This is a genomic window from Acidithiobacillus sp. (genome assembly GCF_023255755.1).
In the GTDB taxonomy this organism is placed as follows: domain Bacteria; phylum Pseudomonadota; class Gammaproteobacteria; order Acidithiobacillales; family Acidithiobacillaceae; genus Acidithiobacillus.
This window is the reverse complement of record NZ_JAGDVS010000002.1, coordinates 1-10,513: the sequence shown is the minus strand read 5'-3', so window position 1 is coordinate 10,513 and position 10,513 is coordinate 1. Positions and strand designations below refer to the sequence as shown.

General features: G+C 62.2%; 14 protein-coding genes. 13 read left to right on the top strand and 1 reads right to left on the bottom strand.

Annotated elements, in window-relative coordinates; all coding sequences use genetic code 11:
• The 7 genes from Q0C48_RS00090 to Q0C48_RS00060 form a co-directional block, all read left to right on the top strand.
• The coding region (locus tag Q0C48_RS00090) for an aminotransferase class III-fold pyridoxal phosphate-dependent enzyme (RefSeq protein ID WP_291520426.1) at positions 1–412 on the top strand (412 nt) is incomplete at its 5' end.
• Positions 409–804 carry an HIT family protein gene (locus tag Q0C48_RS00085; RefSeq protein ID WP_291520424.1) on the top strand — a complete coding sequence of 132 codons (396 nt, stop codon included), beginning with the start codon at positions 409–411 and terminating at the stop codon, positions 802–804. The genes Q0C48_RS00090 and Q0C48_RS00085, both read left to right, overlap by 4 nt.
• Positions 805–817: 13 nt before the next feature.
• Entirely contained in the window at positions 818–1,108 is a 291-nt protein-coding gene (locus tag Q0C48_RS00080; RefSeq protein ID WP_291520422.1) for a helix-hairpin-helix domain-containing protein, read from the top strand.
• 92 nt (positions 1,109–1,200) lie between these two features.
• Positions 1,201–2,121: a hydroxymethylbilane synthase gene (gene hemC, locus Q0C48_RS00075; protein WP_291520419.1), complete on the top strand. Its 921-nt coding sequence runs from the start codon at positions 1,201–1,203 to the stop codon at positions 2,119–2,121.
• The gene (locus Q0C48_RS00070) at positions 2,118–2,906 is read left to right on the top strand and encodes a uroporphyrinogen-III synthase (protein WP_291520417.1); all 789 of its coding nucleotides are present in this window, start codon (positions 2,118–2,120) and stop codon (positions 2,904–2,906) included. Before hemC ends, Q0C48_RS00070 begins: the two co-directional genes overlap by 4 nt.
• On the top strand, positions 2,903–3,895 hold the full coding sequence (hemB, locus tag Q0C48_RS00065) for a porphobilinogen synthase (protein ID WP_291520415.1): 993 nt from the start codon (positions 2,903–2,905) through the stop codon (positions 3,893–3,895). Before Q0C48_RS00070 ends, hemB begins: the two co-directional genes overlap by 4 nt.
• On the top strand, positions 3,846–4,556 hold the full coding sequence (locus Q0C48_RS00060; RefSeq protein WP_291520413.1) for a TonB C-terminal domain-containing protein: 711 nt from the start codon (positions 3,846–3,848) through the stop codon (positions 4,554–4,556). The genes hemB and Q0C48_RS00060 overlap by 50 nt, the downstream gene beginning before the upstream one ends.
• Positions 4,557–4,569: 13 nt before the next feature.
• Here the strand turns inward: Q0C48_RS00060 and Q0C48_RS00055 are convergent, their stop codons facing one another.
• The gene (locus tag Q0C48_RS00055) at positions 4,570–5,946 is read right to left on the bottom strand and encodes an MFS transporter (protein WP_291520412.1); all 1,377 of its coding nucleotides are present in this window, start codon (positions 5,944–5,946) and stop codon (positions 4,570–4,572) included.
• 158 nt (positions 5,947–6,104) lie between these two features.
• Between Q0C48_RS00055 and Q0C48_RS00050 the strand changes: the two genes are divergently transcribed.
• From Q0C48_RS00050 to rfbB, 6 genes are all read left to right on the top strand, one after another.
• Positions 6,105–6,329, top strand: coding sequence for an AbrB/MazE/SpoVT family DNA-binding domain-containing protein (locus tag Q0C48_RS00050; protein ID WP_291520411.1), 225 nt, complete (start codon positions 6,105–6,107; stop codon positions 6,327–6,329).
• A gap of 2 nt (positions 6,330–6,331) precedes the next feature.
• Positions 6,332–6,763, top strand: a complete 432-nt coding sequence (locus Q0C48_RS00045) for a putative toxin-antitoxin system toxin component, PIN family (RefSeq protein ID WP_291520409.1) — start codon at positions 6,332–6,334, stop codon at positions 6,761–6,763.
• 95 nt (positions 6,764–6,858) lie between these two features.
• Entirely contained in the window at positions 6,859–7,743 is an 885-nt protein-coding gene (rfbA, locus tag Q0C48_RS00040; RefSeq protein WP_291520406.1) for a glucose-1-phosphate thymidylyltransferase RfbA, read from the top strand.
• Positions 7,740–8,288, top strand: coding sequence for a dTDP-4-dehydrorhamnose 3,5-epimerase (gene rfbC, locus Q0C48_RS00035; protein WP_291520404.1), 549 nt, complete (start codon positions 7,740–7,742; stop codon positions 8,286–8,288). The genes rfbA and rfbC overlap by 4 nt, the downstream gene beginning before the upstream one ends.
• Positions 8,285–9,181 (top strand): dTDP-4-dehydrorhamnose reductase, encoded by an 897-nt coding sequence (rfbD, locus tag Q0C48_RS00030; protein ID WP_291520403.1) that lies wholly within the window; start codon positions 8,285–8,287, stop codon positions 9,179–9,181. The genes rfbC and rfbD overlap by 4 nt, the downstream gene beginning before the upstream one ends.
• Positions 9,182–9,199: 18 nt before the next feature.
• Positions 9,200–10,333: a dTDP-glucose 4,6-dehydratase gene (gene rfbB, locus Q0C48_RS00025; RefSeq protein WP_291520401.1), complete on the top strand. Its 1,134-nt coding sequence runs from the start codon at positions 9,200–9,202 to the stop codon at positions 10,331–10,333.
• The last annotated feature ends 180 nt before the right edge of the window (positions 10,334–10,513 follow it).

The window sequence follows — 10,513 nt, the reverse complement described above, 5'->3', positions numbered from 1 at the left end:
TCAGGCGGGGACCCTGTCCGGTAATCCGGTGGCCATGGCCGCCGGCCTGACGACCTTGCGGCTGCTGACGGTGCCGGGTTTCCATGAGCGCCTGGCGGCGCAGACGGCAGCGCTCTGCAAGGGCTTGGCCGAGCGGGCGGAAGCCGCGGGCGTGCCCATGCAGATCAATCAGGTGCCGGCCATGTTCGGCTGGTTCTTCGCGGAACAGCCGGTGCGCGGTTTTGATGCGGTGATGGCCGCCGACAGTAAACGCTACGCCCGCTTTTTCCATGGCCTGTTGGCGCGCGGGGTGTATCTCGCCCCCAGTGCCTATGAGGCGGGTTTCCTCTCGGCGGCCCACGGCGACGCCGAGATCGCGGCCACCCTGGATGCCGCTGAAGCTGTTTTGGCCACCCTCAAGGAGGACGCATGAGCACCCTGTTTACCCGCATTATCAACGGCGAAATTCCGGCGCAGAAAGTGCTGGAAGATGATCGTTATCTGGCCTTTCTCGACATTCGCCCGGTGCGGCCGGGGCACACCCTGGTTATCCCCAAGATCGAGCATGATTATATTTTCACGCTGGATGACGAGACCCTGGCCGGGCTCCTGCCCTTTGCCAGGCGCGTAGTGCCCGCGCTGGAGCAGGTCACCGGCTGCAAGCGGGTCGGGGTCATGGTGGCGGGGCTGGAAGTACCGCATGCCCATGTGCACCTGATTCCCATGAATGCCATCCCCGACCTGAATTTTGCCAATGCCAAAGATACACCGGCGGCGGAGTTGGCGGCGATGGGGGATAAGATACGCGCGGTGTTGCGGGGTTAAGCGTCTGTTAAAAATGTCCTGGAGGGGGCTGTGGCTACCTTTATCGGCCTTGTGCACGATATGCGCGAGCGGTGGGGCGCTGGCCGCCGCTAAGGATTGTCCGGCTCCCGTCGACATCAATCACGCCGATGTGGCCCAGTTGCGTTGTCTGCACGGTATTGGCGAAAAACGCGCCGCCGCGATGGTCGCTTTCCGGGAGGCGCACGGCCCCTTTCCCGGCCCGGCCTCCCTTGCTGCGGTTGTTGGTCCCAAGATGGCGCAGCGACTGCGCGAGAGGGTGGTGGTGACCCCCATTTCGCGCTGAGTTTTGCCGAATCGCCCTTGACAGGAAAAACCGCGCTGTTAAGGTGAATAGCCTATTCTTCTCCCGATCATCCTTAGAGCCGCCGACCAAATATGCCGCACCATCTTCGCATTGGTACCCGTGCCAGCCCGCTGGCCGTCTGGCAGGCAGAGCATGTCCGCGCCGCCCTGTTGCGGCATCATCCGGGAATGACGGTCGAAATCATCACCATGACCACCAGCGGCGACATTCTTCTGGATGCGCCCCTGCATGCTCTGGGCGGTAAAGGCCTCTTCGTCAAGGAAATCGAGGATGCCCTGCAGCAGCAGCGGGTGGACATTGCCGTGCACTCCATGAAGGATGTGCCTGCACAACAGCCTGAAGGTCTGGAGATGGTCGCCATCATGGCCCGGGAAGATGTCCGGGATGCCTTCGTCAGCAATGCCTTTCTACACCCTGATGCCCTGCCGGAGGGCGCTCGGGTAGGAAGTTCCAGCCTGCGGCGGCGGGCGCAATTACTGGAGCGCTACCCCCATCTGCGGGTCGATGACTTGCGCGGCAATGTCGCTACGCGCCTGCGCAAGCTGGATGAGGGCCATTATGAGGCGATCATCCTCGCCGCCGCGGGCCTTAAACGCCTGGGTTTGCCGGATCGTATCACCCATCTGCTGGACATCGACTGCTCTCTACCTGCCGTGGGGCAAGGGGCCATAGGCATTGAGGCGCGCAGCGACGACCGGCGGACCCGGGAACTGCTGGCTCCTCTGGCCGATGCCGATACCCACGACTGCGTGCTGGCAGAGCGCAGCATGAATCGGGTGCTGGGCGGGGATTGCCGGCTGCCGGTGGCAGCGCTGGCCCAATGGCAGGGGCCGCAGATGCTCCTGCGTGGGCTGGTTGCCACTCCAGATGGCCGCCGGGTGCTCCATGCCGAGGCGAAGGGCAGCGACCCCGTTGCCCTCGGCATGGCCGTCGCTGCGGCGCTGGTCGCGCAAGGGGCGGCAGAAATTATCGCGGATGTCCGAAACACATGAACAGCACCGCACTGCAAGGCAAAGGCATCGTGGTCACCCGGCCGCGCGCGCAGGCCGACGAGATGCTGACCCTGTTGCAGGCGCAAGGCGCGCGCGCCATTTTGTTCCCCGCCGTACAGATCGAGGCGCCGGAGAACTGGCAGTCTCTGGATGACGCTTTGCATCAGCTTGTGGCGTATGACTGGGTGATTTTTTCCAGCCGCAACGCCGTCGCTTTTGCTCTCAGCCGCTTGCAGAGCCGCAACCTGTCCTGGCCGGCGGGACCGCGTATTGCGGCGGTGGGGCGGGAGACCGCCAAGGCGCTGCGTGAGTTTGGTCTGCAGGTCGAGCTGGTCCCCCAGAGGTTCAGCTCCGAGGGTTTGCTGGAAAGTCCGGAGCTGGTGGCCGTGCAGGGACAGCGCATCGCGCTGTTTGCCGGTGATCAGGGCCGGGAGTTGCTGGAGAAGACGCTGGGCGAGCGAGGGGCGGTCATCGACAAGGTGTTCTGCTACCGACGCCAGTTGCCCGGCACCAACCCGACGCCGTTGTTGCATGCCTGGGCGCGCGGCGAACTGGATGCCGTCACCGTGACCAGCCCGGAGATCTTCAATAATTTCTATCAGATGGTGGGGGGGCTGGGTCAACGCTGGCTGAAGAACACGCCCATTATCGCCATCAGCCCCCTTACCGCCGACGCCGTCACCACGGTCGGCCTGCCCGCCCCCTGGATTGCCCCGGAAGCCAGTGCGGCTGGTATGCTGACGGCGCTGACCGTATGGGCACAAGGTCTGGAGCCCGTTGCATGAACCTGCTCAATCTGTCGTCCCGCCACGAGCCCCGCCGCCTGCGTCGCCATCCGGCCATGCGCCGGATGTTGCGTGAGCATCATCTGCGCGCGGCGGATTTCATCCTGCCGATCTTTCTGGTGGAAGGCGATGGCGTCCGTACGGAAATTTCCTCCATGCCCGGCGTTTTCCGCCACAGCATCGATTCGGCGCTACAGCTCTGCGCGGAGGCCGCAGCGCGGGGCATCTCCGGGGTGCTGCTGTTCGGCGTCGTTGAAGATCATTGCAAGGATGCCACCGGCTCTGCCTCCTGGGAGGCGGAGGGGCTGGTACAACGGGCGATCCGCGCCATTCGCGCCGAATACCCGCAACTCCTGATCATTGCCGATGCCTGCTTTTGCGAATATACCGCCCACGGCCATTGCGGGGTTCTGGATGCGGGCGGCGATCGTGACGATTACGCCACCCTGGAAAACCTGCAGCGGCAGGCCATCTCTTATGCAGAAGCGGGGGTGGATGTCGTCGCCCCTTCAGGCATGGTGGACGGCATGGTGATGGCTATCCGCGAGGCGCTGGATGCTACGCAGCATCCGCAGGTCAGCATTCTTTCTTATGCGGTCAAATACGCCAGCGCTTTTTATGGCCCTTTCCGCGATGCGGCCGACAGCGCGCCGCAGTTCGGGGACCGCAAAGGCTATCAGATGGATCCGGCCAATCGGCGTGAGGCGTTTCGCGAGATGACACTGGATATTCAGGAGGGCTGCGATATGGTGATGGTGAAGCCCGCCATGGCGTATCTGGATATCATCCGTGACCTCCGCGAGCGCTGCGACCTGCCGATGCTGGCGTATCAGGTGTCTGGCGAATACAGCATGCTGCAAGCCGCCGCCCGGGCTGGTTGGCTGGATCTACAGAGCAGCGTCCTGGAATCGCTGCTGGGCATCAAAAGGGCCGGGAGCGATGCCATCATCACCTATTATGCCCTCGCTGCAGCCGACTGGCTGGAATGAAGCCATAGGATTTTTCGCGCCGCTATCGGACGTTCTGCTCCGGATACGTTGGTTTGGGGCAGCCGCACTGGTCGGTATGATGCGCGCCCTGCGTTTGCGAGCGGAAGACCTCGATACCCTGTTCCCCTGGGCCTTGCTCTCCGTGGTCATCAACGTGCTGGTCTGGCTCGTGTTGTTGGGAGGGCTGGCGGGAACCCTGCCTGTAAAAAACCCGGTCAGCTCGCTGGTAGAAATTTCGTTGACGCCGAACCCGCTCCGTCCCCGGATTACCTCGCCTGTGGTACCCGCGCCGCGCCGCCCGGACGGCATGCTTCCGGTCCGTCGGGAGAGCGTGCCATCAGCGGCCTCGCCGGCAGCGCGGGCGGTTGCGTTGAATGCCTATCTGAAGGACTGGGAAAGCCGAATCATGGCACTGGCCCAGAAACATCTCCTTGCGGCAGGTCATCTTGTCCTACCGCAGGGACGCGTCGTTGTCGCCGTCACTATCGCCCCCGACGGGCAACTGATGCAGATCGAGATGCGGCAAGGATCGAAGAATATTGTGCTGGTAAATGCCGTCGATACGATCATTCGGGAGGCGGCGCCCTTTCCGGCTTTACCCGCCATCTGGCAGTCCCCGCCTACCCCGTTGCGCATCGTGCGGACCTGGAGCTTTGAGTAGAAAACCACTCCAATCAGGGTGTTGACAGCTGTCCATCCACGCGTTCCAGGTCTTCCAGGCTTTTCTGTCGCGATTCCACTCCATAGATCAGGGTGGCGAGCATCCCCAGCAGGGCCACCATGGCCATCACCACCAGTACCAAAGGAATCCCCCAGCGTTTTTCAAAAACCGGAAATAACACCGCAGAAATGAAGGCACCCAGGCGGGAAAGCCCCGTCGCCAACCCGGCCGCGCTGGCACGCAATTCCGTCGGAAAAATTTCTACGGCGAGCGCAAAAACCGTTACCGCCGGACCGATGCCCACACCCAGGGAATAGACCGCAGCACCCGCGTAAATTCCGGCAATCCAGCCATTCCAGGAGCACAGCGCGAACAGTCCCAGCCCGAGAGACATCAGCCCAAATCCTGCACTTTGCAGGGGAATCCGGCCCCAGCGGTCGAGGCGGGAGAGAATATAGAGAATGCCCAGAGCGGAGATCACCAGAAAGCCGGCATTGATGGCAGCGGCGGCCCCGTCACTGCTGGCTAACCCGTTGCTGCGCAACACCAGGGGAAAATACAGACCAATGCCCAGACCCACCACATCCAGACAGAACCAGGGGAAAATGCTGAGCACCAGTCGGCGCAGCCAGACTTTACGCAGCAGCACCCGCCACGACTGGCGATGCCCCTGAAAAGCCGTCAACTGTGTGCTGAGTTCGGCGGGCGTACACTCCGGATACAGCCGGGCCAAGGCTTCACGGGCCGCGCTGGCATGCCCGTTGCGCGCCAGCCAGCGCGGCGACTCCGGGAGGCCGCGCCGCAACCAGAGCAGGGCAAGCGCGGGGACGACCGCGCTCCCCAGCATCCAGCGCCAGGACGCGTCGCCGGTAAACAACAGGGCCCAGCCGACACCGGTGGACAGCAGAGCGCCGACATACCAGGCCAGGTTTACCCGGGCGAAACGATTGCCCCGGTTTGCGGACGGACTGTATTCCGCAACGATGGTGGCTACCAGCGGATAGTCGAGGCCGATCGCCAGGCCGGTCAGAAAGCGACCCAGGAAAAGGATGGAGACGTCCGGGCTGAAAGCGCTGACCAGGGCGCCGATGACATAGAGAAATATATTGGGGAAGAGCAGCTTGCGGCGACCGAACCGGTCAGTGAATACGCCGCCCACCAGGCCGCCCAGCAGAGACCCGAGTAACGCCATGGCCATGAGCAGACCGGTTTCGGTCGCGTGCAAATGCCAAGTGCTGTGCAAAGAGAGCAGGACCACGGCCATGATGCTGAGGTCGTAACCATCCAGCAGCATCCCCAGCATGGCGGCGCCCAGCGCGTGGCCGCGCTGCTTGTCCGCCTCAGGTCTGTTGCGGACGTCTACAGTGGACAGGCCACCCTGTCTGTTCATGATGATTCCTTGGTATGTTGACCGGACAAGAGGGGCTAGCTTATGCCGTTGAGGCGCTATCGCTCAAGCCGGGACAACCCTAATTGCAGTTGGTAGCCCCCGGCAATATGGGGTATTGTATCCTGGTTTCCTTTCTTCCTTGTTTCGGAGGGGTCAACATGTTGGCCAAAATGACATCCAAGAATCAGATTACATTGCCCAAAGCGGCTATTCAGCAGGTGGCGTCAACGCAATACTTTGAGGTAGAGGCCAAGGACGGCCGCATCATCCTTACTCCCGTCCGGTTGCAAAAAGCAGATGCGGTGCGGGAAAAGCTCGCCGCTATGGGGATCGGTGAGGAAGACGTAGCCGATGCCGTCCGTTGGGCTCGTCAGAGGGATTGAGCATGGCGCCGGTACCACGGGTCGTCCTGGACACGAACATCGTTTTGTCGGCGCTGGTGTTTTCTCAGGGGCGGGTAGCATGGCTGCGCGATGCCTGGCAACGGGGGCGACTCGTGCCCATCGTCTGTCATGAAACGGTGACGGAGTTGCTGCGGGTGTTGGCCTACCCGAAATTCAAGCTTTCCCGTGCAGATCAGGAAGAATTGCTCGCCGATTTCCTTCCCTTCGCCGAAACCGTGTCGATCCAAGACCCGCCAAGTAATCTGCCCGTCTGTCGTGACGCGGCCGACCAGATATTCCTCGTGCTGGCCTGTCAGGCGCAAGCATCAGCATTGGTGACGGGTGATGCAGATCTCCTCGCCCTGCGGAAGGTGAGCGCTTCCAGGATTCTCACAGCGGAGGAGTTCAAGGCGATAATAAGTTCAGAAAGTTGATCGCCTTCGAGGGCTTCTGGCCGGTATCACCAATCTTGCCCCCGCGCGCCCGGCCACATACAATGCCCGCGATAGTAACAAAATGAGGCCGCGCAATGCGTCGTAAAGGGATCATCCTCGCTGGCGGCTCCGGTACCCGGCTCTATCCGCTGACCCAGACCGTCAGCAAGCAGCTTATGCCGGTCTATGACAAGCCTCTCATCTACTACCCCCTGGCGACCCTTATGCTGGCGGGTATCCGGGAGATGCTGGTCATCTCCACGCCCAACGACTTGCCACGTTTCGAGCAGTTGCTGGGGGACGGGAGCCAATGGGGCCTGTCTTTCCAGTATGCCGAGCAAGCGCGCCCCGAAGGGCTGGCGCAGGCCCTGCTTATTGCCGAGGAATTCCTGGCGGGGAGCCCCTCCGCGCTGGTGCTCGGTGACAATGTTTTCTACGGCCACGAAATCAGCGCGACGCTGCAAGCCGCCAACACCCGCGATACCGGCGCCACCATCTTTGCCTACCATGTCGCCAACCCGCGCGCCTATGGCGTCGTCGAGTTCAATGCCGACGGCCAGGCTATCGGCCTCGAAGAAAAACCGGAAACTCCGCGCTCATCCTATGCGGTGACCGGCTTGTACTTCTATGACGGCAACGGCAGCAGGATGGCTCGGGAAATCCGCCCCTCGGCACGGGGCGAGCTGGAGATTACCGACCTCAACCGCCTCTACCTGCAAGAAAAGCGCCTGCAGGTGGAGGTGCTTGGTCGCGGCACGGCCTGGCTCGACACCGGCACCCACGCTGATCTACTCAACGCCGGTCAGTTCATCCGCACCCTGGAAGAACGCCAGGGGCTTAAAGTCGCCTGCCCCGAAGAAATCGCTTACCGCATGGGCTACATCGATGGTGAAGCCCTCAGCCGTCTCGCCGCCCCCCTGCAAAAAAGCGGCTACGGCGACTATCTTTTGCGCATTCTCAGCGAAGGACGCCAGGGATGAAGGTGGAAGCCCTCGCCATTCCGGAGGTTCTCCTCATCACCCCCAGGGTGTTCGGCGACGCCAGGGGGTTTTTCATGGAAAGCTGGAACCGGCGCGCCTTCGCTGCGACCGGACTGGATATCGACTTCGTGCAGGATAATCACAGTCGCTCCCAGCAGGGCGTGCTGCGTGGGCTGCATTACCAGATTCGTCAGCCACAGGGCAAACTGGTGCGTGTCGTCGCTGGCGCGGTCTTCGATGTGGCCGTGGATCTGCGCCGCTCCTCGCCCTATTTCGGGCAATGGGCGGGTGCCACCCTTTCCGCGGAAAATCAGCAGATGCTCTGGGTGCCCCCCGGCTTTGCCCACGGCTTTTACGTGCTCAGCGAGTCGGCCGACTTTCTCTACAAAACCACGGAGTTTTACGCTCCGGAAGCAGAACGTTGCGTGATCTGGAATGATCCGGATATCGCCATTGACTGGCCGTTGCTGGACAATAAGCCACCCTTGCTGGCCAGCAAGGATGCTGCCGGACTTTCTTTGCTGAAGAGTGAGGCCTTTCCATGACGCCCGTGGCCGGAGAATCCGATAGGTATCGCGTACTGCTGCTGGGCGCGCAAGGCCAGGTGGGTTGGGAGTTGCAACGCAGCCAGCCGCCCTCAGTCAAGTTGTATGCCCTGGGACGCCAGGATTTGGATATTCGTGATGCCGGCAAGGTCCGTGAGGCTGTGGAAAGTTTCCAGCCCGACTACCTCATCAATGCCGCCGCTTACACCGCCGTGGACCGGGCCGAATCCGAAGCCGGGATGGCCTATGCCATCAACCGTGATGGTGCCGCCCACTGTGCCCTGGCCGCCCAGTCCTGCGGCGCTCGCTTGATTCATATCTCCACCGACTTCGTCTTCGATGGTGCCCAATCCACCCCCTATCCACCCGGCGCGCCAGTAGCTCCCCTCGGTGTTTATGGCGGCAGTAAGGCCGCTGGTGAACAGCAGGTACGGGAAATCCTCGGCGATGCCGCCCTCATCCTGCGCACCGCCTGGGTTTATAGCGCCCACGGCAGCAACTTTGTGAAAACGATGCTGCGCCTCATGGCCGAGCGAGACGTGCTACGGGTCGTGGGTGATCAGGCCGGCACCCCGACCTGGGCCGCGGGGCTCGCCCGCGCGATCTGGAGCGCCATAGACCACCCGGATTTTACGGGCATTCAGCACTGGACCGACGCGGGAGTGGCCTCCTGGTATGATTTCGCCGTAGCGATTCAGGAAGAGGCGCTGGCTGCGGGGCGCCTGCGGCGCAGCATCCCCATAGAGATGATCCCAACGAGCGGGTATCCCACCCCCGCCCCGCGCGCGGCCTACACGGTGCTCGACAAGTCCAGCAGCTACGCCACGCTGGGTCCCGCGCCGCACTGGCGGGCCGCACTGCGGCAGATGTTCGCTGAACCCGAAGAAGCCTGATTCAAAAAGGAGCACCCGATGTCCGTCGCCGTTGATCCCATGATTGACAAACGCCTGCTGGTCACCGGTGCTGCCGGTTTTATCGGCGCCAACTTCTGCCACCACTGGCTGCGCAAGCGTCCGCGCACCACGCTGGTGGCGTTGGATGCCCTCACCTATGCGGGCAATCGCCATAACCTGGAAGGGCTGGGCCAGCACGCCGGGTTTCGCTTTGTGCAGGGCGACATCAACGATGCCCCGCTTGTCGAACGGCTGATGACCGACCATCAGCTCAACGTCGTCGTCCACTTCGCTGCCGAAAGCCATGTGGATCGCTCCATCCACGACCCCGACGCCTTCATCCAGACCAACATCCTCGGCACCCATAACCTGCTGCGGGTGGCCAAAAGCCTCTGGCTGGATGGTCCGCAGGGTCGTATTCCCCACCGTTTTCATCACATCTCCACGGATGAAGTCTACGGTACCCTCGGTCCTCAGGACCCGCCTTTCCGCGAAGAGACCCCTTACGCACCCAACTCCCCCTACGCCGCCAGTAAGGCGGGATCGGACCATCTGGTGCGTGCCTATCAACACACCTACGGACTCAGTACCACCACCAGCAACTGCTCCAATAACTACGGGCCATATCACTTTCCCGAAAAACTGATTCCCCTCATCATCGTGAATATCCTGCATAACCAGCCCCTGCCACTCTACGGCGACGGTCGTCAGATTCGCGACTGGCTTTATGTGGAAGACCATTGCCGGGGCATCGCCGCGATTCTGGACCAGGGTCGGGAAGGGGAGAGCTACAATATCGGCGGCTGCAACGAATGGGCCAATATCGACATTGTCCTGCTGATCGGTCAGATCATGGATGAACTTTTCGCGAGTGATCCCCGGTGGTTGCAGGCTTACCCGCAGTCAGCAGCGGCGCAGGGCCGCAACAGTGCCGACCTGATCCAGCATGTGCGCGACCGGCCCGGTCATGACCGCCGCTACGCCATCGACGCCACCAAAATCACCCGCGAATTGGGTTTTCAACCGGCCGTGGACTTCCCCGCCGGCATCCGCCAGACCATCCGCTGGTACCTGGAGCACCCGGAATGGTGGCGCGCGGTCATGGACGGAAGTTACTGCCAATGGTTAGAACGGCAGTATAAGGAACGGTGAATGGAATTTGTAGCGTATTACCGATTGGTCAATCGGCGTGCCTCAGCGCGGCAGCGGCAGCGGTTCGTCGGTGCTGAGGCTATCGGCCCAGGCTTGCACGGTCTGGTGGTCGATGACCTTGCCAGCGTCCACGTCGGCCAGTGCCTCGCGGGTCAGGCGGCTGCGCTCTTCCTCCTGATC

Bases quoted from the DNA above. Each gene is read 5' to 3' on its own strand.
- Q0C48_RS00085 (WP_291520424.1), top strand. From the start codon at position 409: ATGAGCACCCTGTTTACCCGCATTATCAACGGCGAAATTCCGGCGCAG.
- Q0C48_RS00080 (WP_291520422.1), top strand. From the start codon at position 818: ATGTCCTGGAGGGGGCTGTGGCTACCTTTATCGGCCTTGTGCACGATA.
- hemC (WP_291520419.1), top strand. From the start codon at position 1,201: ATGCCGCACCATCTTCGCATTGGTACCCGTGCCAGCCCGCTGGCCGTC.
- Q0C48_RS00070 (WP_291520417.1), top strand. From the start codon at position 2,118: ATGAACAGCACCGCACTGCAAGGCAAAGGCATCGTGGTCACCCGGCCG.
- hemB (WP_291520415.1), top strand. From the start codon at position 2,903: ATGAACCTGCTCAATCTGTCGTCCCGCCACGAGCCCCGCCGCCTGCGT.
- Q0C48_RS00060 (WP_291520413.1), top strand. From the start codon at position 3,846: ATGCCATCATCACCTATTATGCCCTCGCTGCAGCCGACTGGCTGGAAT.
- Q0C48_RS00055 (WP_291520412.1), bottom strand. From the start codon at position 5,946: ATGAACAGACAGGGTGGCCTGTCCACTGTAGACGTCCGCAACAGACCT.
- Q0C48_RS00050 (WP_291520411.1), top strand. From the start codon at position 6,105: ATGTTGGCCAAAATGACATCCAAGAATCAGATTACATTGCCCAAAGCG.
- Q0C48_RS00045 (WP_291520409.1), top strand. From the start codon at position 6,332: ATGGCGCCGGTACCACGGGTCGTCCTGGACACGAACATCGTTTTGTCG.
- rfbA (WP_291520406.1), top strand. From the start codon at position 6,859: ATGCGTCGTAAAGGGATCATCCTCGCTGGCGGCTCCGGTACCCGGCTC.
- rfbC (WP_291520404.1), top strand. From the start codon at position 7,740: ATGAAGGTGGAAGCCCTCGCCATTCCGGAGGTTCTCCTCATCACCCCC.
- rfbD (WP_291520403.1), top strand. From the start codon at position 8,285: ATGACGCCCGTGGCCGGAGAATCCGATAGGTATCGCGTACTGCTGCTG.
- rfbB (WP_291520401.1), top strand. From the start codon at position 9,200: ATGTCCGTCGCCGTTGATCCCATGATTGACAAACGCCTGCTGGTCACC.